The organism is Mesorhizobium sp. M1027 (genome assembly GCF_040318745.1).
In the GTDB taxonomy this organism is placed as follows: Bacteria; Pseudomonadota; Alphaproteobacteria; order Rhizobiales; family Rhizobiaceae; genus Mesorhizobium.
On the sequence record NZ_JAMYMW010000006.1, the window covers coordinates 49,985 to 73,393 of the forward strand.

The 23,409-nt window shown below is 61.1% G+C and carries 30 protein-coding genes; 10 read left to right on the forward strand and 20 right to left on the reverse strand.

What is annotated here, in order from left to right:
- Window positions 1–95: 95 nt before the first annotated feature.
- Both NKH50_RS13065 and NKH50_RS13070 read right to left on the reverse strand, forming a co-directional pair.
- Window positions 96–944, reverse strand: a complete 849-nt coding sequence (locus NKH50_RS13065; RefSeq protein WP_352879200.1) for a MetQ/NlpA family lipoprotein — start codon at window positions 942–944, stop codon at window positions 96–98.
- Window positions 945–1,253: 309 nt separating this feature from the next.
- Window positions 1,254–1,553: a DUF1236 domain-containing protein gene (locus NKH50_RS13070; protein ID WP_254815751.1), complete on the reverse strand. Its 300-nt coding sequence runs from the start codon at window positions 1,551–1,553 to the stop codon at window positions 1,254–1,256.
- A 202-nt stretch (window positions 1,554–1,755) separates the two neighbouring features.
- On the opposite strand from NKH50_RS13070, the gene NKH50_RS13075 reads away from it, so the two are divergent.
- Window positions 1,756–2,544, forward strand: a complete 789-nt coding sequence (locus NKH50_RS13075; protein WP_352647978.1) for a DUF1236 domain-containing protein — start codon at window positions 1,756–1,758, stop codon at window positions 2,542–2,544.
- A gap of 117 nt (window positions 2,545–2,661) precedes the next feature.
- Here NKH50_RS13075 and NKH50_RS13080 read toward each other — a convergent pair whose 3' ends face one another.
- On the reverse strand, window positions 2,662–2,904 hold the full coding sequence (locus NKH50_RS13080) for a polymerase (RefSeq protein WP_254815753.1): 243 nt from the start codon (window positions 2,902–2,904) through the stop codon (window positions 2,662–2,664).
- Window positions 2,905–3,138: 234 nt separating this feature from the next.
- Window positions 3,139–3,693, reverse strand: coding sequence for a DUF4142 domain-containing protein (locus tag NKH50_RS13085; RefSeq protein ID WP_352449588.1), 555 nt, complete (start codon window positions 3,691–3,693; stop codon window positions 3,139–3,141).
- A 308-nt stretch (window positions 3,694–4,001) separates the two neighbouring features.
- On the opposite strand from NKH50_RS13085, the gene NKH50_RS13090 reads away from it, so the two are divergent.
- Complete coding sequence (locus tag NKH50_RS13090; RefSeq protein WP_352879203.1) at window positions 4,002–4,169, forward strand: hypothetical protein; 168 nt, start codon at window positions 4,002–4,004, stop codon at window positions 4,167–4,169.
- 78 nt (window positions 4,170–4,247) lie between these two features.
- Here the strand turns inward: NKH50_RS13090 and NKH50_RS13095 are convergent, their stop codons facing one another.
- Window positions 4,248–4,559, reverse strand: a complete 312-nt coding sequence (locus NKH50_RS13095; protein ID WP_352879205.1) for a hypothetical protein — start codon at window positions 4,557–4,559, stop codon at window positions 4,248–4,250.
- Window positions 4,560–4,868: 309 nt separating this feature from the next.
- Between NKH50_RS13095 and NKH50_RS13100 the strand changes: the two genes are divergently transcribed.
- Window positions 4,869–5,033, forward strand: a complete 165-nt coding sequence (locus tag NKH50_RS13100) for a DUF3309 family protein (RefSeq protein WP_023677107.1) — start codon at window positions 4,869–4,871, stop codon at window positions 5,031–5,033.
- Window positions 5,034–5,324: 291 nt separating this feature from the next.
- Here the strand turns inward: NKH50_RS13100 and NKH50_RS13105 are convergent, their stop codons facing one another.
- Window positions 5,325–5,522: a hypothetical protein gene (locus NKH50_RS13105; RefSeq protein ID WP_292655400.1), complete on the reverse strand. Its 198-nt coding sequence runs from the start codon at window positions 5,520–5,522 to the stop codon at window positions 5,325–5,327.
- Between the two features lie 558 nt (window positions 5,523–6,080).
- Between NKH50_RS13105 and NKH50_RS13110 the strand changes: the two genes are divergently transcribed.
- On the forward strand, window positions 6,081–6,755 hold the full coding sequence (locus tag NKH50_RS13110; protein WP_502906859.1) for a Crp/Fnr family transcriptional regulator: 675 nt from the start codon (window positions 6,081–6,083) through the stop codon (window positions 6,753–6,755).
- 167 nt (window positions 6,756–6,922) lie between these two features.
- Window positions 6,923–7,450: a YciE/YciF ferroxidase family protein gene (locus tag NKH50_RS13115; RefSeq protein ID WP_254815759.1), complete on the forward strand. Its 528-nt coding sequence runs from the start codon at window positions 6,923–6,925 to the stop codon at window positions 7,448–7,450.
- Between the two features lie 135 nt (window positions 7,451–7,585).
- Here the strand turns inward: NKH50_RS13115 and NKH50_RS13120 are convergent, their stop codons facing one another.
- The gene (locus tag NKH50_RS13120; RefSeq protein WP_352879209.1) at window positions 7,586–8,584 is read right to left on the reverse strand and encodes an ATP-dependent DNA ligase; all 999 of its coding nucleotides are present in this window, start codon (window positions 8,582–8,584) and stop codon (window positions 7,586–7,588) included.
- A 30-nt stretch (window positions 8,585–8,614) separates the two neighbouring features.
- Complete coding sequence (locus NKH50_RS13125) at window positions 8,615–8,782, reverse strand: hypothetical protein (protein WP_352879211.1); 168 nt, start codon at window positions 8,780–8,782, stop codon at window positions 8,615–8,617.
- A 224-nt stretch (window positions 8,783–9,006) separates the two neighbouring features.
- Between NKH50_RS13125 and NKH50_RS13130 the strand changes: the two genes are divergently transcribed.
- Both NKH50_RS13130 and NKH50_RS13135 read left to right on the forward strand, forming a co-directional pair.
- Window positions 9,007–9,711, forward strand: a complete 705-nt coding sequence (locus NKH50_RS13130; protein WP_352879213.1) for an MgtC/SapB family protein — start codon at window positions 9,007–9,009, stop codon at window positions 9,709–9,711.
- Between the two features lie 103 nt (window positions 9,712–9,814).
- Window positions 9,815–11,077 carry a DUF763 domain-containing protein gene (locus tag NKH50_RS13135; RefSeq protein ID WP_352879215.1) on the forward strand — a complete coding sequence of 421 codons (1,263 nt, stop codon included), beginning with the start codon at window positions 9,815–9,817 and terminating at the stop codon, window positions 11,075–11,077.
- Between the two features lie 10 nt (window positions 11,078–11,087).
- Here NKH50_RS13135 and NKH50_RS13140 read toward each other — a convergent pair whose 3' ends face one another.
- The 7 genes from NKH50_RS13140 to NKH50_RS13170 all read right to left on the reverse strand — a co-directional run bounded on the left by NKH50_RS13140 (window position 11,088) and on the right by NKH50_RS13170 (window position 17,751).
- A complete protein-coding gene (locus NKH50_RS13140) occupies window positions 11,088–11,531 on the reverse strand; it encodes a PPC domain-containing DNA-binding protein (RefSeq protein ID WP_352879217.1) in 444 nt (147 codons plus the stop codon).
- A gap of 24 nt (window positions 11,532–11,555) precedes the next feature.
- Window positions 11,556–11,711, reverse strand: a complete 156-nt coding sequence (locus tag NKH50_RS13145; RefSeq protein ID WP_352879219.1) for a hypothetical protein — start codon at window positions 11,709–11,711, stop codon at window positions 11,556–11,558.
- A 103-nt stretch (window positions 11,712–11,814) separates the two neighbouring features.
- Complete coding sequence (locus NKH50_RS13150) at window positions 11,815–13,530, reverse strand: HAD family hydrolase (RefSeq protein WP_352879221.1); 1,716 nt, start codon at window positions 13,528–13,530, stop codon at window positions 11,815–11,817.
- Window positions 13,531–13,534: 4 nt separating this feature from the next.
- The gene (locus NKH50_RS13155) at window positions 13,535–14,506 is read right to left on the reverse strand and encodes an SDR family oxidoreductase (protein WP_352879222.1); all 972 of its coding nucleotides are present in this window, start codon (window positions 14,504–14,506) and stop codon (window positions 13,535–13,537) included.
- Between the two features lie 190 nt (window positions 14,507–14,696).
- Window positions 14,697–14,999: a hypothetical protein gene (locus NKH50_RS13160; RefSeq protein ID WP_352647955.1), complete on the reverse strand. Its 303-nt coding sequence runs from the start codon at window positions 14,997–14,999 to the stop codon at window positions 14,697–14,699.
- 472 nt (window positions 15,000–15,471) lie between these two features.
- A complete protein-coding gene (locus tag NKH50_RS13165; protein ID WP_352820313.1) occupies window positions 15,472–16,872 on the reverse strand; it encodes a phospholipase D family protein in 1,401 nt (466 codons plus the stop codon).
- A 63-nt stretch (window positions 16,873–16,935) separates the two neighbouring features.
- A complete protein-coding gene (locus NKH50_RS13170; RefSeq protein WP_302893445.1) occupies window positions 16,936–17,751 on the reverse strand; it encodes an endonuclease/exonuclease/phosphatase family protein in 816 nt (271 codons plus the stop codon).
- A 180-nt stretch (window positions 17,752–17,931) separates the two neighbouring features.
- Between NKH50_RS13170 and NKH50_RS13175 the strand changes: the two genes are divergently transcribed.
- On the forward strand, window positions 17,932–18,342 hold the full coding sequence (locus NKH50_RS13175; protein ID WP_352820311.1) for a DUF427 domain-containing protein: 411 nt from the start codon (window positions 17,932–17,934) through the stop codon (window positions 18,340–18,342).
- Window positions 18,343–18,373: 31 nt separating this feature from the next.
- Here NKH50_RS13175 and NKH50_RS13180 read toward each other — a convergent pair whose 3' ends face one another.
- From NKH50_RS13180 to ku, 4 genes are all read right to left on the reverse strand, one after another.
- Window positions 18,374–18,790 carry an HD domain-containing protein gene (locus NKH50_RS13180; RefSeq protein WP_254815772.1) on the reverse strand — a complete coding sequence of 139 codons (417 nt, stop codon included), beginning with the start codon at window positions 18,788–18,790 and terminating at the stop codon, window positions 18,374–18,376.
- A 130-nt stretch (window positions 18,791–18,920) separates the two neighbouring features.
- A complete protein-coding gene (locus NKH50_RS13185) occupies window positions 18,921–19,292 on the reverse strand; it encodes an avidin/streptavidin family protein (RefSeq protein WP_352820309.1) in 372 nt (123 codons plus the stop codon).
- A 75-nt stretch (window positions 19,293–19,367) separates the two neighbouring features.
- Window positions 19,368–20,768: a PAS domain-containing HWE histidine kinase family protein gene (locus NKH50_RS13190; protein WP_352879225.1), complete on the reverse strand. Its 1,401-nt coding sequence runs from the start codon at window positions 20,766–20,768 to the stop codon at window positions 19,368–19,370.
- A gap of 93 nt (window positions 20,769–20,861) precedes the next feature.
- A complete protein-coding gene (gene ku, locus NKH50_RS13195; protein WP_352476937.1) occupies window positions 20,862–21,695 on the reverse strand; it encodes a non-homologous end joining protein Ku in 834 nt (277 codons plus the stop codon).
- A 125-nt stretch (window positions 21,696–21,820) separates the two neighbouring features.
- Between ku and NKH50_RS13200 the strand changes: the two genes are divergently transcribed.
- Window positions 21,821–22,285: an NUDIX hydrolase gene (locus NKH50_RS13200; RefSeq protein ID WP_352736897.1), complete on the forward strand. Its 465-nt coding sequence runs from the start codon at window positions 21,821–21,823 to the stop codon at window positions 22,283–22,285.
- Between the two features lie 42 nt (window positions 22,286–22,327).
- Here NKH50_RS13200 and NKH50_RS13205 read toward each other — a convergent pair whose 3' ends face one another.
- Window positions 22,328–22,945: an alpha-ketoglutarate-dependent dioxygenase AlkB gene (locus NKH50_RS13205; protein ID WP_352777721.1), complete on the reverse strand. Its 618-nt coding sequence runs from the start codon at window positions 22,943–22,945 to the stop codon at window positions 22,328–22,330.
- Between the two features lie 128 nt (window positions 22,946–23,073).
- On the opposite strand from NKH50_RS13205, the gene NKH50_RS13210 reads away from it, so the two are divergent.
- Window positions 23,074–23,289 (forward strand): KTSC domain-containing protein, encoded by a 216-nt coding sequence (locus tag NKH50_RS13210; RefSeq protein WP_352736894.1) that lies wholly within the window; start codon window positions 23,074–23,076, stop codon window positions 23,287–23,289.
- Window positions 23,290–23,409: the final 120 nt, after the last annotated feature.

The following is a 23,409-nucleotide window of genomic DNA, read 5'->3' on the forward strand; positions in this document are numbered from 1 at the left end:
TTCCTGTATTGGTGTCCCGCAAACGCGATCGCGGTCCGCGTTGAAGCGCGGACCGCTTTATCATGCCGGGCTTCAGCGCCCAGTCGAGCTCGGCATCAATAGGCGCTGATGCCGGTTCCCTTGTAGACCCGGTCGAATTCGGCCTTTACCTTTTCGTTCTGATAGGAGGCGACCAAGGTCTTTACCCAGGGCTGGTTTTCGTTGCCGGCCTTGACCGCGATGAAATTGCGATAGGGATTGTCGGCCACCGCCTCCTGGGCGATGCGGTTCTCCGGTGTGAGGCCGCTTTTAAGCGCCCAATCCGTGTTGACTACGGCCCCGTCGAGGTCTTCCACCGAGCGCCCGACGATGCCTGCGTCCAGCTCCTTGATGACCAAGTGCTTCGGGTTTTCGGCGATGTCGGCGGTCGTCGCCAGAATGCCGGTGCCTTCCCTAAGCTTGATCAGATGTTCGCTCTGCAGGACGCGCAGTGCGCGGCCCTCATTGGACGGGTCGTTCGGCACGCCAATGACCGCGCCTTTGGGCAGGTCGGCAATATTCGCGTACTTCTTGGAATAAAGGCCGATCGGCCAGACCCCGGTATAGCCGACCGGGACGATGTGATAGCCCTGCGTCTTGATCTGGTTGTCGAGATAGGGCTTGTGCTGGAAGGCATTGGCGTCGATTTCGCCACGCTCGAGCGCTTCATTCGGCTGGGTATAGTCGTTGAACACCACGGTCTCGATCGTCAGGCCCCTCTCCGCCGCCTGGGCGGTGACGACGCGCCAGACGTCCTCGTCCTCGCCGCTCATGATGCCGACCTTGACCGCCGTCTTGTCCTCGGCGAGCGACGGCGCAGCAAGGCTGACAATCGAAACCGCTGATGCGAGAAGTACAGCGAGACCTGAACGCCGGCTTATAGTTGCCGAGAAGAATGGAAGCAAAGTGTTGGTGTTCCCAGGCATGGTCAATCCTATCGGCTCTGCAATCGTTGCGGCCAGGCGGAATGCGAAGCCTTGCGGGCATCATCGGAAATGCTGATCTCCAGATCAAAGAACAGTATTTCACGCCAGATGGGGAGCCGGGAATATTCTCTCAAAGTTTCTGGCCTGGCGAGCACAGGACCCTGCCGCCTGGCGTGCTGACTCGGCTATGTGGCCCGCCGTGCGTCGGAACGGCGGGCCTTTCTGCGTCGGAATGCCCAACGAGGGCAGCAGTCTGGGATGTCGACAACGCTGGACGCGCCGCATGTCCCTTCAAAGCGGCGCGCTTGTTCACTCGATGACCTTCACGATCCTGCGCGTGCCAGGATCGACCAGGACGGTCCGATTGTCGACGACGACGTAGCGGTATTTGACGCTGGGAACTTCATGAAGCTCCACGGTATCGGGCAGTGTCGAGCCGACATTGAGCTCCACGCCGGGAAGCTGGACGGACGCCAGAGGCTGCTTTTTCACATACTCGCGTACGATCGTCTCCTGCTGCGGTTCGATGACCACGTCCTGGGCGGCAGCGGCGCCGACGCCCGCTAGCAACAAGAACCCAGCCGCGGCCGCGGAAAGATGCATTCTCATGATCGTCTCCTTTCGTCGTGAGCCACCTCTGCGCTGCGCTGCATTATGCCGTTCGCAACGGGGTCGCTAGGTCGGTAACGTCACCGGGTGGAGCTTGTTCCGCCGCTCGGATCGCTTGCCGTTTCGCTCGGTTAATTTGGAACAAAGTTTTTTAGCCGCAGTTTTACGCGGTGAAGGGACGCATTTTCCAAGGAGATCTCTCATGAAAGGCGTTCTGATTACCAGCATGCTAGCAATCAGCGTCAGCTGCGGAGCGGCACTTGCCCAGACGCAGCAGTCGACCGACGACCAGTCCGGCGCCAATTGCGCAGCCGGCACTGCCAACTGTCCAAATGGCGCCAAGATGGGCGAGCAGGCTCAGGGCAAGGCCGGCGCTACGACTGAACAACAGGCGCAGGGCAACAAAAAGCTGAAGACCGACGAGCAAGCCCAGGGCAAGGCTGGCGCTACGACTGACCAGCAGGCTCAGGGCAAGCCGAAAATGAAGACCGACGAGCAAGCTCAGGGCAAGGCTGGCGCCACGACTGACCAGCAGGCCACGGGCAACACCAAAATGAAAACCGACGAGCAGGCCCAGGGCAAAACCGGAACCACCACTACCGAGCAGGCCCAAGGCAACACGAAAATGAAGACCGAGGAGCAGGCTCAGGGCAAGACTGGGACCACGACCAGCGAGCAGACTCAGGGCAACGCCTCTACGCAGACGCAGGACCAGAGTTCGACCGCTTCCATCAGCAATGTGACCGTTGAACAGAAGACAGAGATTACCCAGGTCATCAAGGAAACGAATGTCCAACCGGTTTCCAATGTCGATTTCGACATCTCTGTCGGCGTCGAGGTTCCGCGAAAGAAGGTCCGGCTGCATCGTCTGCCGGCGCGCATCGTCAAGATTGTTCCGGCTTACGAATCCTATGAATATTTCGTGCTGGCCGATGGCCGAATCGTCATCGTCGATCCGAATACCTACAAGATCGTGCTTATCCTGACCTAGTTGTAGCCGGACGGTTTGCAAGACCGTTTGGATTGCACCGGTAAGCCCGCGGCGCGACTTGCGCGGCGGGCCTTACCGCATCCCGCTCCACAGCGTTGCAGCGTCTGCAAATCCAGATCACGGTCCGTCCTCGGGGCGAGGAGCCAGCATGGTCTGATCGATGGTGTCGGGCAGGCATGGACTTGGAGCGCACCTTGTTCGGAATGACGCGGTGGCCATGGCATCAATATTCGGGACCAGCACCATTCTCGCGTAGTGCCGCGGCCACAGCGGTTCTCCAAACAAGATGAAGATGCCGCCAACCATCAGCGCCAGCAACAAGAGCGCCGTTGCGTTTGCAAATATCTCGCCGTAGCGCATGGTAACCTGTCCCGGCCGGAAATCGATTCAGCCTGTGACAGCGGCAATCGGAACGGCGCCGAAACCCAGCTCTACTGCCCTCGGCGCCTCGCGAATGCCGCCTCCCATTGGATCCTCCCCGGGAATAGGCCAAGTGAATAACGGCACTCTCGGTACTTTGTTCCCGGGGCCGACGACAGCCGCTCCCTTCAAGCCCGGCGTCTCCGTTGGCGAAACCGCTGGCGGTCGTCGCCCTCATTGATGCGCGGCAGCGAGATCCTTCACGTGACGTTCGTGCATTTGCAGCACCGGCAGCGTCTTTTTGGCAAATTCCTTCATCGCCGGATCGTCGCCGGAATTCGCGTAAGCGGAAAACAGCGCCACCGCTTCCTTATGCGCCTGGGTCTGCATGTCGATATATTTCGATTGGAAGCTGTCCCCGCTGGCCTCCTTGAGTTGGTCGAGCAGCGCCTGGTGCTTGGTGTCCAGCGACGGGCCGGCCGGCGCGGTGGCCGAAGTCGTCTGACCCTTGCTGAGCGCCGCCTTGAAGTCCTCGCCGGCCTTGGTGTGGTCCGTGACCATTTGCGCCGCGAATGCCTTCACGTCGTCGGCAGTCGCCTGCGTCTGCGCAAGTCGGCTCGATTCGATTTCGAATGTATTGGCGATGGGCACGGTCTTGACGAACGTCGCGGTGTCAACCTTGCTCATGGTGTCGGTCGTTAGAGGCGTCAGCGTCGCCGATTGGGCAAAAGCAGCCAAAGGTGCGCCAGCCATCATCGCTGCCGCAGTGATGGATAGAAGGGTTTTCATGGGGGTTCTCCGAGGCTGATGTCATCCCTCCGATGGTTCAACGCGAAAGCTGCGGCGAGGTTGCCTGGTCGTGGCGGCCACAGCCGCCGCCACACCAACCAGTGGTTTGGAAACGCAAAACAAAAGACGCCGGCTGCGTCCTGCAAAGTGTAACGCAAGCCACGAGATCGTACGAAATCGTACAAGCTCTTTCGCTTTGCGGCAGTCTTGCTATCGTTGGCTGGGAGAGATGGGTGGAGGCTTCCGTGGGGCAGATCAGGTCGCCGCTAGGAATCGGTATTGACACCGACGCTGCCGTCCATACAGTCATGGCCGACTACCATTCGGGCGATATTCTCTCGACCACCGTCGTCATAGCCGATTTGCGTAAACGCTTTCCCTGGTTCCGGCAAACCGACGAGGAGCTGGTTGGCTTCATCGTTCGGGCGCTGGACGGTCGGGACATCGCGGTCAGCTTTGACCACCGCGGCCGTTAGGCGCTAATTTGCGGCAAAAACCCAACTGCCCGCGGAGCCTATGCTCCGCGGCCTGGTCAGGCTGTGATCACCGGGCCCTTACTTGCCGCAGTGGTTGTCGTTCACCGTCGGGGCCATCGTGCCCGGAGCCTTGCCGGTTGCATCGGGCATAGCCCCCTGCGGGCCTGGCGGGCAATTCCGGTCGGCATTCGAATTCGTCGTTGAGAAATCGCGAATGCTGTTGGTGATGGTCGAATCCGTGCCCGTGTCCGGGCCGCCATTATCCGGGACCACGATCGTCCGCCCGCTGCCGTCGGCAGCGTCTCCGGACGGGTCGCCGACGTTCTGGGCCATCGCTGACGTGGCCAGACCGATCGTAAGCGCCGAAGCTGCGAGAATTTTCGTGAGCATGATGCTTCTCCTTTTTACGAGGGTCGTCGCGTTGCGACTACGAAAACAACCGTTCGGGTGAGCGAAGGTTCCGACAAATTCCCCATGAAATTCAGCATGTTCTCAGGTGTTCAAGGCGGCCGCCGTGCCATTCTCCGCGGGCATCCTTCTGTGGACTTTTCTGACGGCACAGCCCGGCATTTTGCTCGCCGCATGAGCGTACGCCTTACCGTTCCGCCGGAACAGGAATGCTCCTTGCGAGTTCATACCTTTGTACAATGCGACGCGCTGATGCGAATGGCGGCAGCGCAAACAAGGAGAGCAGACATCATGGGCCTTGGAACCATTCTCATCATCATCTTGGTCCTTGCCTTGCTTGGCGGCTTCAGCGGCTTGGGCGGCGGACCGTTCTATGGCACCGGCTATTACGGTGGTGGCGGCCTCGGCCTGGTGCTGCTTATCGTCATTATCCTGGTCCTGCTTGGGCGCATTTGATGCATGGCGCGCAAAAGCATGCCCTCGGGCTTGACCGAGGGTGTGCAGCGGTTTTGTGATAACGACATGCATAAAACAGGAACCTAAAGTGCATCGCATGAGGCCGGTCAAGCGCGACACGCGTTAGTGTCACGCTCGCGACAAAAACGCCTGCCGCTTGGTAATAAGCGCCGGGCGTTTTGTCGTGAAAAGACAAGATTTCCAAGATCCTTGGCAAACCAGGATCCCAGGCTAAAAAGGGCGACCCGGTGCCGAACCTTTTGGCACCGAGGACACCACCATAGCAGCAGCTTAGTGTTGGCGATCGGCGGCCAGCGCCTCTTTCAGATCGGCGCTGAGCACACCCTCGTTGAACAGCGACATGATACGGGCGGCCAACCGCTCGCGGACAGGACTGTCGTCCGCAACACCCAACTCGCGGCAGCAGTCGTCGAGCGCTTTTTTTAGCACGCTCAGTTCGGCTGGAGTTGCTGCACCTTGCATCGACATGCCATCCTCCCTTGAAAAAGGGCGAAAGCGCGAAGGGTCTTTCAAGCGTCCACTCGCCATGTCTGTGTGGACGACTCCAATTCAATTAGCGCCGCTCTCGTCCAAACTCAATGTACGGAAATTACCAAACAGACAGGTTGGGAACGACTGCCTTGCACCTGCATTGTTGCTGCGATCCAACCCACCCCTCATTTGGATCATTGGGCGTAGCCCACGACGCCCGAATGGAGCCCGTTGCATCCCTCGCGACGGGCTCTTTCGCGTCCGGCGACCTCAATTGTCGTTTTCGTACCAAACCGTCTTTGGTACGTTTCCAACTCTAACTTTCAGTCGGATGTTTTCGTAGGCAAGCGGCAGGAGAAACTGCCGTGCATCGATTCATTTTTTTATTTAGTAGGCTCCATACCTTTCAGTGCTTATATAAGCGCTATCGTCCGCAGGTTATACCGGGCGCGGACGGCTGGGAGATAAAAAAGCTCTTGCCCTGTTTTGGGCCCAGCTATGTCTGATCCAGCAACTTCCAATAGAAATCCATACAAAAACAAGCTGTTGCGCCGGATGAGCGCCGGCGATTTCGCATCTCTCGAGCCGCACATCGAGCGCTGTTCGCTGGAGTTACGGCAATCGCTCGAAGTGTCCGGATCGCCGATCGAAGCCATCTATTTCTTCGAGGACGGCATCGGTTCGGTGGTTGCTAAAATGCCGAACGGCAGCGATGCGGAAGTTGGCCTTATTGGCTTGGAAGGTATGACCGGTTCGGCCCTGGTGATGGACGACGACCGTGCGGTCCATGATTGCTATGTGCAGCTGGCGGGAGAAGCCGCCAGGATCGAGGCCGAGCCGTTCAAGGCGGCGCTGACGCAAAGCCCGACGCTGCGGCTGTTCTTGCTGCGCTACGTGCAATATCTGCATGTCCAGACTGGCTATACCGCGCTGGTGAACGCGCGATCGAAACTTGAAGACCGGCTGGCGCGCTGGCTGCTCATGTGTGACGATCGGGTGGACGGCGGCCGGCTGACGATCACTCACGAATTCCTGTCGATCATGCTTGGCGTAAGGCGCCCGGGTGTCACGGTCGCGCTGCAGCTGCTTGAGGGGCGAGGGCTCATCCGGTCCCGCCGCGGCGAAATTATCATCCGCGACCGCGATGGTCTCGTCGCACTGGCAGATGGCGGCTACGGCTTGGCCGAGGCCGAATACATCCGCCTGTTCGAGCATATCGGCGAGCGCTGACGGCGCTTTCCTCGCCGATTGCTGCCGTAAGTCGAGGCCCTTGCGACACCGCACGCGGGTCGGAAAAATTTTCAAAGCTCCCGTAGCGTCAGGGAACTTGTTTCCCGTCGAAGGGTTATCGGACACCTCCACTTTGCGAGGCGGCACCAACCATTCGGGAGAGGATCATGGCGACCACGAAAAAGGCCGCGAAGGCGGCAAGCAAGGGCCTTGAGGATCTGTTCCTCGACGGGCTCAAAGACCTCTACTACGCCGAGAAGAAGATACTGAAAGCGCTGCCCAAAATGGCCAAGGGCGCGGAGTCGGAAGAAGTGACCGCCGCTTTCGAGAAACACCGCATGGAAACCGAAGGACATGTCGACCGCCTCGAGGAGGTGTTCGAGAAATTCGGCAAGCCGGCCCGCGGCAAAACCTGTCCGGCAATTGACGGCATCATAGAAGAGGGCTCGGAAATGCTCGAGGAGTATAATGGTGCTCCCGCGCTCGACGCCGGGCTTGTCGGTGCGGCGCAAGCTGTCGAACATTACGAGATCGCTCGCTACGGCACTTTGATCGCGTGGGCGGAAGAACTTGGCAAGAGCGACGTTGTCGAGCTGCTCAGGGCAACTCTCAAGGAAGAGGTCGCGACCGACGAAGCGCTTTCCAAGCTCGGCGAAAGCGGTGTCAACGAACGCGCAATGCAAGAAGCCGCTTGATTTCAAAACCGCAACCGAGCCTCGGAAATGTTGCCAAGGCTCGGTTGGCCGCGGCGAACCGGTGAATTCTGCATTGGTCCGTCATGAACGGTAGAGCGGGCGGCTAGAGCCTTGAAGCGGTGCCTCGGAGCCGACTTACTCGATCTGCTCGAACGTGCATTGCCGGGGCTCCTTGTCCGGCCGCCAGCGCAACAGCTTGGTTCCGTGCCGGAATCGGTCGCCGGTCACATGGTCGAACCGAACCTCGACCACCAGTTCAGGCTTTATCGGTTCCCATTGTCCGCTCCGCTCCGTGCTCCAGCGGCTTGGTCCGCCCGGCGCCTTGCCGGTGAAACCCGGTTTGGCCCGCAGTTTTTCCAGCCGTCTGGTCAATGCTGCCCTGTCGTCCTTGCCGATGGTCGAGGTGAACCCGACATGGTCCAGCCTGCCTTCGTTATTGTAGAGGCCAAGCAGCAGGGATCCGACTTCGTTGCTGCCGGCGAGATAGCGAAAGCCGCCGACCACGCAATCCGCAGTGCGCAGTCGCTTTACCTTGACCATGGCGCGCTCGCCGGGCCGGTATGGCCCGGCGATCAGTTTTGCAACAACACCGTCGGTGGAGCCGTGGCCGGCGCCCTGCAGCCAGCGCTCGGCGGTGGCGGCGTCGTGCGTATATTTGGACAGGTGCAGTTCGGGCCGTGCCGCCGTCGCGACAAAGGCCTCAATCGCCTGCCTCCTGGTGGTGAGAGGCTCTTCGATGATGATGCTGCCGCCGGGTTCGGCCAGCATATCGAACAGGACCAGCATGGCAGGCGTCTCGAGGCTCAACTTGCGGATCCTGCTTTCGGCGGGGTGAAGGCGCATTTGCAGGGCCTCGAACGAGGACGATCCGTCGACCTCGATGACGATCTCGCCGTCGGCAACAAACCGTCGCGAGCTCACATCGCGCAGCACCGCGACCAGTTCGGGAAAATAGCGGCCAAGCGGCTTGCCCGATTTTGCTCGCAGGTCGACGGCATCGTCGCCCTTGAACGCGAGGCAGCGAAACCCGTCCCATTTCGGCTCGTATTGCCAAAGCCCGTCGCCGCCAGGAATTGCATCGGCGGCTTTGGCTTCCATCGGACGAAGGTCGAGCGGCAACGGAAATGTGGTCATGGCTGGTCCGCGCCGCCGCTACGGCATTCGCTACCGCCGTCGGCCATTCCTCTGTGCCCCGCTTTGCCGCCTCGGCGCCTTGCGGCTGGCTTGGTCGGCGGAAGGCGACAGCGGATCGACCTCGCCGGATCCACCGATCTCCTTGGTGATGCGATAGGCCAGATAAGCGACGGCTCCAGCAAGCAGCAAGCGGACCATGACTGCAAATCCTTCGTTGGCGTGAACCACCAACCCGCAGGCCGAAGGTTTTGTTCCGCCGCTGCCCATCGCCGGGTGAATCGTCGGCGGCGCAACCAAAATCCAGGCGCATCGTTTGTTGCCTATCGACGAAAAGAATTTGCGATGAAGACGCTCTTGCCCTTGTTCGCTTTGACCATGGCGCTATTCCTGGCCAGCAGCGCCTGGCCCGACGGGTGACCGCGATGCTCCTCGTTGTTCCGGTTTGGCAGGACATCGCGGCACGACTGCTTCTGACCGCGCTCGCCGGCCTGTTGATAGGCCTCAACCGGGAAGCGCGCGGGCACGCGGCGGGGCTACGCACCACCGTGCTGGTCGGGTTGGCGGCCGCCATCGCAATGGTCCAGGCCAGCATTCTGCTTGGAACCGTTGGCAAGCACCCGGATTCGTTTGCATCGATGGACGTCTTGCGCTTTCCGCTGGGCGTGCTGACCGGCGTCGGCTTTATCGGCGGTGGCGCCATTCTTCGCCGTGGGAGTCTCGTCAGCGGCGTCACCACGGCGGCCACCTTGTGGGTGATGACGGCGATCGGATTGGCTTTCGGTGGTGGCCAATACGGCTTGGGCGCGGCCGGCACCGCACTGACGCTGGCCACCTTGCTCGTCCTGAAATGGGTGGATCTTCGAATTTCGCGCGAACACCACGCCCAGTTGGCGGTGACCTGGAAGGCCCCAGCCCGACAGGAACTCGATACGATGATCGGGCCGCTTGGCTACCGGTCACGCCTCGTCGCGATAGAGAGGCGCCCGGATATCAAAGACCCTGTTTTCTCGTTCGAGATCAGTTGGAGACGGCCGGACACTGGCGCACCGCCAATAGATCTGCTGGAATCGGTGGGCGAGCATTGCGAGATCCAGAAGTTTGATCTCCTCAGCGAACCTGCCCGCTAGCTGGCGGCTTGCAACGATCGCGGCCTGAATCAGGCCATAGCTTCTCCACACTTCTTTCGATACCTATCTGTCGAGGCAGGACTCAAGGAGCAAGCAAAAGACCGTGGCACAGCGATCGGGAAGTGCTGATCTCCCACTTCACGGCGGGCGCGTACCGAAATGGCTTGGCGACCGCATGACGCGGCTTGGCGCGGTCATGTGCGAGGCGATCATCCACCATTACGGCCGCGATGAATTGCTGCGCCGGCTGGCGCATCCGTTCTGGTTCCAGTCTTTTGGCGCCGTGATGGGGATGGACTGGCATTCCTCCGGCATCACCACCAGCGTCGTCGGAGCGTTGAAGCGCGGTCTGTCGCCGCTTTCCGGCGAACTCGGCATCCACGTTTGCGGCGGCCGCGGCGCGCATTCGCGCAAGACCCCGCATGAGCTCGCCCTGATCGGCGAGCGTGTCGGTCTCGACGGGCAAGGCCTCGCGACTGCCAGCCGGCTTGTCGCCAAGGTGGACAGCGCCGCGGTCCAGGACGGTTTCGATCTCTATCTGCACGGCTTTATCGTCACCGACGACGGCAAGTGGGTGGTGGTGCAGCAAGGCATGAACGGCGACAGCAAGGTGGCGCGCCGCTATCACTGGCTGTCCGAGGGCCTGAAGAGCTTTGTCGACCAGCCGCATGCTGCCATCGAGGGCGCCAATCAGGGCGAGATCGTCAACCTGACCGACCGCCGCGCCGAAGCGTCGCGCCAGGGACAACTGGACCTTCTGCACGACCTTGGACCGGATCGCATCGTGAGGGAACTTGCCGCTTTGGAGCGGGGTTCGGCGCCAGCGCCGGACCCGGCACAAAAGCTGCTGCCGCATCTGGTCATGCCGGCGCACCACGATGTGCGCGAAAGTGATGTCGTCATGCGCCGCCTGCACGGCAATATCGCCGCGGCGGCTGAGCGCGGTCCGACGGATTTCGCCGAGCTTCTCCTCGTGCCCAATGTCGGCGCGCGCACGGTGCGGGCGCTGGCGTTGGTCGCCGAAGTCGTGCATGGCGCGCCGTGCCGTTTTTCCGATCCAGGACGCTTCTCGCTAGCGCATGGCGGCAAGGACAGGCACCCGTTCCCTGTGCCGCTGAAGGTCTATGACGAGACGATCGGCGTGCTGAAGTCGGCTGTCCAGAAGGCCAGGCTGGGCCGTGACGAAGAGATCGGCGCCTTGCGGCGGCTGGACGACCAGTCGCGGCAGGTCGAGCGCTATGTCACCGGCCCAAGCCTGAAGGAAATCGTCGCCGGGGAGTTCGAGCAATCGCATCTGCTCGGCGGCCGCAGCGTCTTCGGTTGGGAGGGTGTACCCGAAACGGCCGCAGTCAAATCAACGAAGTGATCGGCTCGGATCAAGGCTCCAGGTCGATCAGGGCGACGCCGAGTTCGGGACGATGCCTGCGGCGCAGATGGCCAGGCGTCTCCACCAATGTGACCTCGAGCGTCGGCCGCACGATTCCGTCCAGCAGATGACCGCCCCTCGTGGTGCCGTCACTCAATCCAAGGACTGCGTGGACGTGCAGGCTGGGCCTGCCGTCGTCGCCGATGGCAACATCGCCGATCGCGCTCAGCACTTCGCACTGTTCCTGGATGGGGATTTTCCGGTAGGTCCTTTCTCCAGGGTCGAACCAGCCGACGGTTGCCCTTTCGAAAGCGCCGAGCGCAGTCAGCGACGCGCCGCCGACGCCACGCTCGACCGCAAACGACGTCAGCTGCGCAAACGCCTCTTCGCCGGGATCAAGCACAACCACAAACGTTCTCTGCCCGGCGCTTTCGGCAACAAGTTGTGATTTCATGATTTCGCTCCAGCCGTCAGGAATTCAAACCCACCACACCAGCAATGCCAGAAAGACGAGACCCACCAGGCCGGCGATGAAAATGATCCGGCGCGCCCGCGTCCGCAGGATGATCTCGCCCTGCCGCGCCTGCTCCGCCGAAAAGACAGACCATTCTTGTCCGGGTCGCTGCTCATCCATCGTCTCTTTCCGGGGCGATTATTCGGCATGGATTGGATCTGGCGCCCGATAGAACACAATTTCGTTTGGCGGATGAGGTTCCACGGCTGGGCGCCGTTTGCATCTATTCCTTTGGCGCGGTGGCGGGCGCGGTATAGCGGCGGCGCACTGCGTCCAGGATGTGGTTGCGGCTCTCCTGCGCCGAAAGTGTGCCGTCTTTCTCCGCCTCCGCGGTCTCGCGCGCCAGTTCCTTGTCCCTGATCTGGTGGCGAAACCACTCGGAATAGTCGCCGGCGCGCAGATGATGTTCCCAGGTCCTGTCATCGATGCCCTCGGCGATCTGGGCGAAAATCATCAGATTATGGGCGCGGAGGTTCATTGCATTGTCGGGGCCGCGGAAATAGAAGCTGCCCTTCTCGTCGAGCTGGCCCTCGGCATATTTGCGGCTGTGGCGCTTGAGCGACTGCCGCGGCTCGATTGGCTCGACAATGGCAGGTTTCTTGTGCGCCTGCGGCCGCCAGAACAGCACTCGCTGGTCTTTTGGAGAGCTCCGATCCTTGTCCTTTGGCGGTTCGGTGCCGGTCTCGCGGCAGAACGTCTTGATGACCTTTTTTGCCTTGGGGCCGAGTGCGATGACGGCGGTGACCAGCCGCAATGCATCGGTTGAGATCGCGTCCGGATGAACCGTGATCAGGATCGTGCCGGGCAATTCCATCGCCAGCACCATTGGGGTATCGTCGCGCCGCTTCGGCAGGAGGTGATGCGCCTCGTCGATGATCAGCCAGTGCGGTCGTGCCGTACGGAAACGAAGACTGCCAAGGCCCGGCAGCAGGTCGGCAAAGAAGTCTGGCCGCTCATTGACGCGCAGCGCCAGGCCATTGACGACAAGATTGTTGTCGGGCTTCTCCAGGAGATCGAGCAATTGCGTTTTCGTCGGCGCGTTCGAGCCGTCGCCCAGCCGGACCGCGCCTTCGAGGCCATCGTAGTCGCCTTCCGGATCGAAGATGCAGAACTGAAACTTTCTCTCGACGAAGCGCTCCGTCAGTGCGGTCGCCAGGGTCGATTTGCCGATGCCGGAGCTCCCGGCGATCAGCACCGTATCGGTTGGCGACAGATACACCTCCTTGCCGTCCTCCGAGCCAAGCACAATGCCGTCGCGGCTCGGCACAAGCTCGCGATCGCGCTCCACCACCTTGGCGATCAGTTCCTCGACGCCTTTTCCGCGCGCGCCGCGTGTCACGAGATCCGCCGTTTCCTTGACTGCCGGCAGTGCGTTGTCGACGGCGACGCTGAAGCCGCAGGCGCGCAGGAAGGCGTGGTCGTTTTCGGCGTCGCCGACACCGACGACGTTGTGCGGCGACAATCTGAGGTCCTGAAGCGCGGCTGTCAGGCCGGTCGCCTTGTTGATGCCGCTGGGCAGGATCATCACCGCGCCCTTGTTGAAGATGATTTCCAGCTCCAGCCCCAATTTCTTGATCACCTCGAGCGCGGTAGCCTGATGCGGTTCCCAGGTTGCGACGATCGAGCGTCCGACCGAAAGCGGTTTGACACCGCGTTTCCTGAGTTTGGTGATGAGCTCGGGGGCGGGCGGCGGAGATATCGTCCGCTCCTCCTCGCTGGCCGGCGTGTAGATCAACGCGCCGTTTTCGGCGACGACCTTGTCGAAGATCGCGACTTCGGGAAAGACGCGTTTGAGGTCGGGCAGCTCGCGCCCGGTGACGAGAATGAGTTTGCGGCCGCTCTTCTTGAAGCGTTCAAGCGCCGCAAGCGTCTTCTCGGCAACGATCCCCTCATGCGCCAGCGTGCCGTCATAGTCAGTGGCCAGGGCAATGAAATACATGCCGTCAGTAGCCGCCCACGATCGGCAATATCTCGCCGGTGATATAGCTCGAGCAGTGCGGCGAGGCGAGGAACACGTAGGCCGGCGCGATCTCCTCCGGCTGGGCGGGCCGTTTCATCGGCGTATCGGCGCCAAATTTCGAAACATCGCCGGCTTCCTTGTCCGAGGGGTTGAGCGGCGTCCAAACCGGCCCCGGCGCCACGGCGTTGACCCTTATGCCCTTGTCGACAAGGTTGCCCGAGAGCGCGCGGGTGAAGGCATGAATGCCGCCCTTGGTCATGGAGTAGTCGACCAGTTGCTTCGAGCCCTCGATGCCGGTCACTGAACCGGTATTGATGATTGCCGAACCGGGCTTCATGTGCGGTACCGCTTCCTGCGCCATGTGGAAATAGCCGTAGAGGTTGGTCTTCAGCGTCGTGTCGAAATGCTCCTCGGTCAGCTCGCTGAAATCGCTGGAGTGGATCTGGAAAGCGGCGTTGTTGACCAGCACGTCGATGCGCCCAAACTCCTGCACGATCTCAGCCACCGCGTTGTGGCAGTGGTCGCGTTCGCTGACATCGGCCTTGATCAGGATGCAGCGCCGGCCTTCGGCTTCGACGGCCCTTTTGGTCTCTTCGGCGTCCTTGTCCTCCGAGAGATAGACGATCGCCACATCGGCGCCTTCACGCGCATAGAGCACGGCCACCGCACGGCCGATGCCTGAATCGCCGCCGGTAATGACGGCCACTTTGCCGTCGAGCTTTTTCGATCCGACATAAAATGGCGCATCATAAAGCGGCGCCGGCTCGATCGCCCATTCATGCCCCGGCTTCGGCTGGTGCTGCTCGGGGAAGGGCGGCTCGGGATATTTGCGGGCGCCGGCCTGCATGGCGCCTTTTTGCTTGCCATTGGATTTGGACTTGTCCTTCTCGTCGATACGGCGCTGGATATGCCGCTGCTTGGCGGCCTCGCCGGCGATTTCCGATTTCATCTGCATGGTCATCTCCCTGGCTTGAAACCCAACAACGCATGTCCGGCGAAAAGGTTTATGCCATGGCGTCATTCCTTCAGTCCGGAGCGGATCGTGCGAAGTCTGAGCCACGGCAACCCGCTGCAGTACGAACCCGCTGAAAATGCCCAGGAGATTGCGGCGTCCTCAGCGACGCATTTGTTCGGCCCGCCCTGAATCACAGATTGTTCTGCAGTGTCGCCCGACCGCTGGCTCCAGCCGTCCTATTCATGTCGCTGCCCTTGCCATTGAGTTGCCTGGCCTCGTCCTCGGCTGCGTCTTCGAGCTTGGCGACGAGCAGATCCTTTAGGTCGCCAACCTCTTCCTCGATGTCTTCGATGGGTACCCCGGCGTTGGCCGCCTCTTGCTTGCATTCCCTGGCGAGTATTTCCGCCTCCTTTTCAAGCCTGATCGGAGGCGGCGGCACATGAACGTTTTCGTGAATCCAGTCCTGCAAGAATTCTATCGCATTAGCACTCATGGTGCTCACCTGTAGCGGCAAACTGTAGTGTCATTAACGTACGTGCTGCAAAATGGATGCTTGGCAACGCCGAATTTCAAAAAGCGATACTTAACGATAGCGTGATCGCCAAAGAGCTAGAGCTTTGCAGTCAAGGGAAATCATTTGGCGTCGCAGAATGCCGCTAACCAGACATTTGGGGCGGGGTGTAATTTGCAGGCATCCCGCCCTAAGACGCGTTGCGCCGTCGCGCCGGTGTTGCGCGGTTCGGGTCGCCTGACGGCCGAACATCGTCACCTGCGGCAGATCGTGTCGGACGCTCAGCGACACTGTCGGCGCGCATTTTGCGTTTGTGCGCCATCCAGAATGGCAAGAGCTCGGCAAGAAAACTGTATATCGTGGTCTTCATCGGCATGCTCCGGACAACGGTTACAACTCGTCATCCCGGAGTTCCGTTCCAGCAAAGAGTTGCGTTCCGACAAATCCGTCGCTTCTACAATTGCGATTCGATCGGCAGGCACCCAACCAGCGCTGCAACGATGCGCCGATAGAGACTGGCCTCCGGTTCACGCGAATATTGCCGCATCTCGCCATCCGCCAAGCCGAGCCACCGCAAGGCGCCTTTGTCCAGGACCAGCTGGTAGCTCGTCTGCGGTGACTTTTCGTGCTCGAACAGCCGGCGCAACTCCCTCACCAGATTGGTATCGTGGAAAAGCACCCCCATTTCCGCATTCAACGACACCGAACGCGGATCGAAATTGAAGGAACCGACAAACCCCAGCGTGTCGTCGACCGTAAAGGCCTTGGTATGCAGGCTGGCTCCCTTTGAGCCGAAAACGGAGATGTTGGCCTGGCGGTCGAAGGGCTGCAATTCGAAAAGCTGGATACCTTTTTTAAGCAGCTTGCGGCGGTATTTGGCATAGGCGCCGTGCACGGCGGCGACGTCCGTCGCGGCGAGCGAGTTGGTCAGGATTGCAACCTCGGCGCCACGGTCCACCAGCTTCGACAGGATGGCCAACCCGGTGCGGCTGGGGATGAAATAGGGCGAGACAATTTCGAGGCGCTGCCTGGTCGCCGCGATAGCGGGAAGCAGCTCCTTTGTCAGCCAATTCCTGCGCCTCTTGCCGCGCACCTTTTCCGGCGGATCGGAAATGACGCGAACCCCTTTCGTCCAGCAGACGTCGCTATGCGCCGCAACGAACTCCGTGATCGTGCGCCAAGCACTGAGGCTGTTCAGAAGCTGGCCATCCGTGGTCGCATCGAGATTGTTGAGGAAATCGGCGCGCGAACCCACCGCAGCCGGGTTGAGCAGCTGAATCGGCTTTGCCGCCTCGCAATTCCAGAACGCCTCGAAGATACGCATCGTCTGCCCTACGGCAGGACCGAGAAGCAACAGGTCGAGATCGCGAAAATTCGTCTCCGCAGCGTCGAAATAGGCATCGCCGATGTTTCTTCCTCCGACAATGGCCAGGCCCTCATCGGCGATCCAGGCCTTGTTGTGCATGCGGCGGGTCATCGCAAACAGCCGGGCGACCATCTCCAGCGAGCGAAAGATGCTGCCGTTCCTCATGCCGCTGGGGTTGAACAGCCTCAGCTCGATGTTCTTGTAGCTGTTGAGCGCCAGGTAAGCGGCGTCGCTGTTGCGCGGATTGATATCGTCCAGCAGCATGCGGACGCGGACACCGCGCTCCGCCGCCTTGACGACCTCCTGCATCAGCAGCCGGCCGCTATGGTCGTCGTGCCAGAGATAGTACATCAGGTCGAGGCTGCTTGTGGCACTGCGCGCAGCAAGGATTCGCGCGGCAAACGCGTCATAATTGTCGGCGATCAGCAGCAACCCGCTATTGCCGGCCGCGATCTTGTCCCGGGCAAACCGCGAAATGGCTGTATCCATCAAGTGCACCGGCAAACATCAGCGAAGCAAACGATCTGAAATCTGACTAACAACCCTTCAGGTTTATTCTGGTTGCAGTCGCGGCTGCCGTATCGCGTCCAGGTTCAGTCGGGCCTTGATCGGCAGATGATCGGAAGCGCGCTGCGCCAGCGGCGTCTTGTGCACCTCGATGCTGGAAATCAGGTGGGGCGGCCTGGCCAGGATGCGGTCGAGCGCAAACAGTGGAAAGCGCGACGGAAAGCTCGGCAGAACCGCATCGATCGGACCGAAATGCGGCAGCAAGGCCAGCAGCGAAGACCTGTTGCGGACGCGCCATTCGTTGAGGTCGCCAAGCAGGATTGTCGGCCGCAGAACCGGGTGCGTGGCTTCGACCAGCGCGTTGGCCTGCTGCGAGCGCGACCGCCGCAGCAGGCCAAAATGTGCGGCTATGATCCTGAGCGAGACGCCCTTCAGCTCCAGATCCGCGATGACCGCACCGCGCGGCTCAAGGCCGGGCAGCCGGATCTGGTTCACGCTTTCGACCACGCCGCGGCGCGCCAGGATCAGATTTCCGTGCCAGCCATGGCTGCGGCGGTTTTCCGGGACATGTGTGGGGACGAGGTCGCTGTCCCGCTCGAGCGCTGCGAGATCGAGCAAACCCTGCCTGCTTCCGGTTCTTTCGTCGGCCTCCTGCAAGGCAATGATATCGGCGTCGAGTTCCTTGACCACGGCCGCGACCCGCTCCGGATCGAACCTGCCGTCGGTGCCGACGCATTTATGCACATTGTAGGATGCAACCGTGGTGCACGAAATTTCATTGCCGGGCGCCGTAAACCGCGGCACTTCCCTTCGCAGCGCAGCGCCAAGCGACCTTGGAAGGGTAGGCGATCGATCCAGCATGTGATCCATTTGCTGTTGAGTCGGCGAGTGGCGGCCATTGCGATTATGGCGCGTGCGGAGGTCTGAAACAACGACGACCTTGTAAAACCGTTCCACCGCCGGCGTCGGCGCGCCCGAGTCTGGAACCCTGACGGGCAACAACACGTTTCGGGAGGGCAGCGCAGTCTACGGAGAAGTCGAATGCAGCCCTTAGCCGCAAATTCCGCCCCCCGCTCAGGCCCGCTCAGGATTGTCCCGTTCGATGGAACCGTAACCGTTCGGTTCTCCGACGCCATTATTGCGTCGAGCGCGCGGGCAAAGCTGCTCTACGAAGACGGTCATGATCCTGTCTTCTACATACCCTTCGAGGACATCTATTTCGACCTTCTGGAGAAGACAAACACAACGAGCCACAGCCCGCTGAAGGGCACGGCAAGTTATTGGCGTGTTCATGCGGTCGGCTCGTCGGCAGAAGACTTCATGTGGGCCTACGAGACGCCCGACACCGCGGCACTGGCGATCGCCCGCCACGGTGCGTTTGATCCCGGCCGGGCGCGGATTGAGGCCGATCCCGCGGAGGACAAGCGGCATACGCCGCACGTCACCGAATAGACCCACATCGGCGACAGCCGTCAGCTTTCCGTCAGCTCGCGAACTCTTCTCTGAGAATGCGCAAGCCGGCTTCGTATTTCGCTGTCGAGGCACCGATCTGCCGTGCCTGCCATAGATTGTCGGCGAGATCGGCGCGCTTGACCGGCAACGCCAGCGGGTTGGCCGCAGCCCTGCGAACGAACACAGCATCGTCCTCGTTCGGCCGCCGTGTCAGTGCGTCGACGGCCGATACGATGGACGGCCCGAACCCGGCCGCCTCAAGCCGGTCGCGATTCCAACCGTCGCCTTTTTCGATGACGTCGTGAAGATAGGCGATGGCTTTCTGGTCGAGCGTTTCGACGGCATCGACGACCCGGCGGCAATGTTCGATATAAGGCCGCCCTGTCTTGTCCGTCTGCCCGGCATGAGCCTGTTCGGCGATTTTCGCTGCGCGATAAAGCACGCTCATTGGGTCGATCCCGTAACGAACAGCGCATGTCCTGGCGCACCAACGCGCCATTGTCAGTGCGAGTTCCTACGCGCCGCGGGATCCTGCTGCCTCGCTTGCGAGCTGAATGCCGCGGTGGCGGGCGCGATAATCAGGAGACGCGTTCAAAACTGTCGAGGCTGGTTCCAAAGGCACGCCAGGCGGGGAGTTTCCTGGCTCGGGCCGGGGCACCTTCCTTTTCCGCCGACAAAGCGGCATCCGCAACGGTGTGCCATAGCATCTCCAGCTTGCCCTCCCTGAGGATGCCGGTATAGCTCACCGCTGCGGCTCCGACACGCCCTTCGGCCGCGCAGGTGAATCCGATGACATCTCCATGGCAGGCTCCGAACAGCGGCACCGTCGTGCCGAAGAAGGCGCTGTCCTCCAGCGCCGTCCTGAAGGTTCCGCTGATCCGTCCGCCCTCTTCGCTGGTCAGTTCGACGACCGACCCGTACTGGTTCCGCCAGGTGCCCAGCCAACTCATCGCTGCTCCTCCTGATTGCTGCCATAGCGATTGCGTTGCCACACGGCCTCCAAGCCGCGGCCGAGATAGCGGCTTTCAATCAGCCGCAATGCCAGCCATCGACATCTGAACGAAGCGCAGCGGCGCTTCCAGCGTCCAGGTGATGCCGTGCCTCTCAAATTCCAGGCGGCCGGTGCCGCTGAGCGCCTGCGGGGTGACGCGTTTGAGCACGACCGTTCCGAAACCGCGTCGCGTGTTTTCATCGACCGATGGTCCGTCCAGTTCCCGCCAGACAAGGCGGAAGCCGTCGCTGCCGTCGGCGGCTGGCGTCACGGTCCATTCGACCTCGACCCGCCCGTCGAGGCGCGACAGCGCTCCGTGCTTTACCGAATTGGTGGCCAGCTCATGAAAGGCAATGCCGAGATATTGCACCGCATTCGGCTGCAGCATGATCATCGGCCCGCTCATCGACAGCCTGGCCTGTGTCGCGAAGGCCTTGGTCTGGGCATGGATTAGTTCGCCGATAGTCGCGCCACGCCATTCGGCATCGACCAGCAGATCGTGTGATTCCGAAAGTGCCATGATGCGTTCCCGGACCTGGGAAAGGAAAGCCTCTGGCGTACCCGCCAGCTTGCTGGTCTCGCGGATCATCGAGACGATCACCGAATACTGGTTTTTAACGCGATGGTTGACTTCGCGCATGAGTGTGCGGATACGCCGTTCGCTGTCCTTGTGCGGGCTGATGTCGCGCGCGATCTTGGAAGCGCCGACGATACGCCCAGTGCCGTCGCGTATCGGCGAGATGGTGAGCGAAACCGGAACCAGGGTGCCGTCCTTGCGCTGCCGAATAGTCTCATATGAAGGAATCCGTTCGCCGGCGCGAATGCGGCTGATGATCATGGTCTCCTCATCCAGGTGGTCGGGCGGGATGAGCATCGTCACCGGGCGACCGATCGCCTCCGCGGGCGTGTAGCCGAACAGGCGTTGTGCCGCGTCGTTCCAGCTGGTGATAATGCCGTTCAGGTCTTTCGACACGATCGCGTCCATCGAAGATTCGACGATGGCAGCGAGCCTTATGCTGGCGTCGTCAGCCAGCGCCTGGGTGCGCAGGTCGAGCAGGGTGTTAATGGCGCCGACGACCTCGCCGTTCGCATCGCGAAGCAGGACCGGATGCGCGCTGAACGGGATGAACTGGCCGTCCGGCCGCTCGGCGATCGCCCGGCCCCCAAGAACGTCCCGCTCCTCCAGCAAGGCAACGGCCATCGGACATTCGTCGTGCGCCATCGGCCGTCCGTCGAGGTGACGAAGCTTCCATGATCCGCACCAGCGGTCCTGGCCGATAACCGGACGATATCCCCAGAGATCGGCAGCGGCTTCATTGAAGAACGAGATGTAGCCTTGTCTGTCGGTGGTGTAGACAGCCACAGGCAACGCCTGCATCAGATCGGCGGAGGAAACTTGCGGGATTCCGCCAGTCTTTAGTTCAACGACGTCCACCAGTCCCCCGCTCCGCTTGGCTTGCCGACGGATTGCTACCTCATCTAAATGCGCGCGAGCGTTTTCGGTTCCGTTCGATCCGCTTTCGGACATTCAGGCTGATCTGCGTTTCGCGGCCGTTCCCGGACCTTTGTTAGGAGCCTTGCCGCCTTCCTGCGCCAGGCTTCTGCGCAGAATATCGGCGAGGTTGACGACATTCGTCCTCGGCGCAGGTGCCGGCTTGGGCGGTTTCTTGCCCTTGCGCTTGGCTTCGATCATCGCAACCAGCGCCTGTTCATAAGTGTCTTCGAACTTCGACGGGTCGAATTTGGCGGGCTTCTTGTCGATCAGCAATTGCGCGATTTCCAGCATCTCGGGATCGACCTTGCGAGCCTTCAGTCCTTCGAACACCGCGTCGGTTGCGACCACTTCATTGTGGTTGCGTAATTCCGTCATCACCATGCCCTTGCCCAGCGGCTGGATCAGCACCTCTCGGCCTCGCTGGTACAGCACGACGCAGGAGCGGGCTGCCACTTTCTTCCTGGCCATGGCGTCCCGGATCACCGCGAAGGCCTCCGTGGAGGGCGCGTCGGCCGGGACCAGATAATAGGGCTTTTCGAGGTAGCGTGCGTCGATTTCGGCGGTGGGCACAAACTCGCCGATCTCGAGCGTGTGCTGCGATACCATCTTTAGTTTCTTGATTTCGTCCGGCTCTATGCGGATGAATTCGCCCTTCTCGACTTCATAGCCCTTTACCTGGTCGGCAGCCTCCACCGTATCGCCGGTCTCCTCGTCGATATAAGCGCTCTTGACCGGGAGACCGTCCTTGCGGTTCAGGATCCTGAAATGCACTTTCTCGGCCTCGCTGACGGCGCCGATGATCTTGACGCCACAGGAAACCGATCCGACTTTCATAAAGCCCTTCCAGGCAGCTCGCGGCGTCGCCATGTCAATCACTCATTTGCCGAACGGACGGAACGGCTGCGAGCCGAAATCGTTCCGCCGTGGCAGGCTGGTCCATACGCCGGCCCGGACGAGAACATTCGGTTCATTTTCGTCAGGGGAATAGCGGAATGGCCAAACGCAGCGCAGGGTTGCTCATTTATCGCCAAAACCGAGGTTCACTTCAGGTGCTGCTGGTGCATCCCGGCGGCCCATTCTGGGCGAAGAAGGACGACGGCGCATGGTCGATCCCGAAGGGCCTGGTCGACGGGAACGAAGACGAACTGGCGGCGGCAAAACGCGAAGCCGAAGAGGAGCTCGGGGTCGCCATCGATGGAGTTTTCGAACACCTTGGCAGCTATCGGCAGCCGGGCGGCAAGCTCGTCGTCGCATGGTGCGTCGAAGCGGACTTCGACAGCGACGCCATAAGCAGCAACACCTTCGTCATGGAATGGCCGCCAAGGTCCGGCTCGATGAAGGAATTTGCCGAAGTCGACAGAGCGGGCTGGTTCTCCCTGCCTGAAGCCAACCTCAAGATCCTGAAAGGCCAGCGCGCCATGCTGGCGGATTTGGCCGGTCGGCATGGCGACCGATGAAATCGTATCGGCTCAGTACTTCAGGGCGGCGCCTGGCTTGCCTTACGGCGCTATCCCAAGCGAATTTTGAGCGCGCAGCGTGCGTAATGTGATCGAATAGCGGTGCTCGGCGACCGGCGGAATGCTGTGCTCCCATTCGTTGCGCGCAGCACCCGTCATCAAATAGGCTGATCTTGGCTCGACGGTGACCGTCTTGCGATCCCATCGCGTGCCGTTTTTCCGGCGCAGGCGGAAGCTGCAGGCGGCCAGCAGCGAAACGCCGGCGACCACTTCGAAATGAGGCTTGTCGCGGTGCCAGCCGATACCGGCGCCCGGCCGGTACTCGTTGATCAGCACCTGCACGAAGGTTTCGGCCGGCAGGCGGGCAAAGGCTGCAACTTTGTCCCTGAGCGGCAGCAGAAAGCCGGGTATCGGCGGTGCTTCGACGACTTCGCGCCGGTCGTAGTCGTAACGCAGCCCGAAGCCGACCACCCGCCGGTTTGCCAGATGGCCGTGAAAGTCGAAGGGCTGAAAAGGCAGGCCGTCGAGCTGGCTTGCCAACGCTGCTTCCTCCTCCGGCGTGATCAGTTCGGGCCGGTAGCGGAATCCTTCCGGCAGGTCGTCGGTGGCGGCAAAGAGATCGCCCTGACGGGCTGCAGCCGATGTCTTGAGTGGTGGCATCAACTGTACTTGGTGAAGCCGGCCCGTAGCGGCAAGGCTGCTTCGGCAGCAAGGAACCTCGCTCTCCGTGCAGGGTTATTCACACGATGGCGTGGATTGGAGCACTGCCGAGCATTGGAGCTGTCGAGATGCCTTCAACTGCGATCAGAAACATCGACTACCAGCCGGCGACGAGGGTACTCTCGGTGTGGTTCGTCCCGAGCGGAAACCGCTATGATTACGAGGACGTTCCGCCGCAGGTCCACGCCGCGTTCCGCAAGGCTTCGTCGAAGGGCCGGTTCTTCAACGAACATATTCGCGACCAATACAAGTATCATCTGGTCGAGCAGAGCCATTCGAACTGAGCCTTCAGACGCTTTCTCAACCATGATCTCGGCTGTCCGCCCATGGGCGGCGCAACGGCAATGAGCGGACTTCGCAGTTGGCGAATGACCTGATATTGATCATGGTCCCACCCGAAGACA